The organism is Pseudomonas sp. JL2, from assembly GCF_031570495.1.
Classification (GTDB): Bacteria; Pseudomonadota; Gammaproteobacteria; order Pseudomonadales; family Pseudomonadaceae; genus Aquipseudomonas; species Aquipseudomonas rhizophila.
Genome location: NZ_JAKUDH010000073.1, coordinates 1 through 634 on the forward strand (window position 1 = coordinate 1; position 634 = coordinate 634).

Genomic DNA, 634 nt, shown 5'->3' on the forward strand with positions numbered 1-634 from the left:
TTGATGCTTTCCTGCCAATGTTGAAAACCGTTGACGCCATGCAGAAAGGTACATACGACGACTACGTTGAGGGTCTGCGCGTCTTCGACAAAGAGGGCAATGGCAAAGTTATGGGCGCTGAGCTGCGCATTGTACTGTCCACACTGGGTGAGAAGATGAACGAGACTGAGATTGAGTCTCTCATGCAGGGACAGGAAGATGAGAACGGCAGTATCCCATATGAGGCTTTCGTGAAGCACATCATGTCTGTGTAAGAGGCCGCCCGTTGTGAGAGTGGTGAGGAAGGCTGAATTATATCTGCAGACCCCATGGTGTCGGGACATCCATTCTGTTATGAAGACCAATCAATAAAAAGGACTTTGGGATGTCACTTCTGAACCATTCTTATATTGCCCTTTTGTCCTCGTTTTATTTTCTTACCCTCTTTTTGGAAGTTACATCCTCATGCAGTCGATCCTCCGCCTTCTTGGTCCAACCGGGGCGACTGTCCACAGTGGGATGGAGACCGGGGAAGAAGGAAATAGCCACTCATGAAGTGAGGGTTTGTTTCCTCTTTCTCCGCCCATCCAGGGTCACAATAACACCATCGGCTGTGTGTTAAAGGCACATGACGTTGCTGTGGTCAGTTCGCCAG

1 protein-coding gene is annotated in these 634 nt (G+C 49.4%); it reads left to right on the forward strand.

Translation table 11 applies throughout. The annotated features are described in order from the left end of the window. A partial coding sequence (locus MKS85_RS28800) for a hypothetical protein (RefSeq protein ID WP_310663256.1) occupies window positions 1-254 on the forward strand: 254 nt, incomplete at its 5' end. Window positions 255-634: the final 380 nt, after the last annotated feature.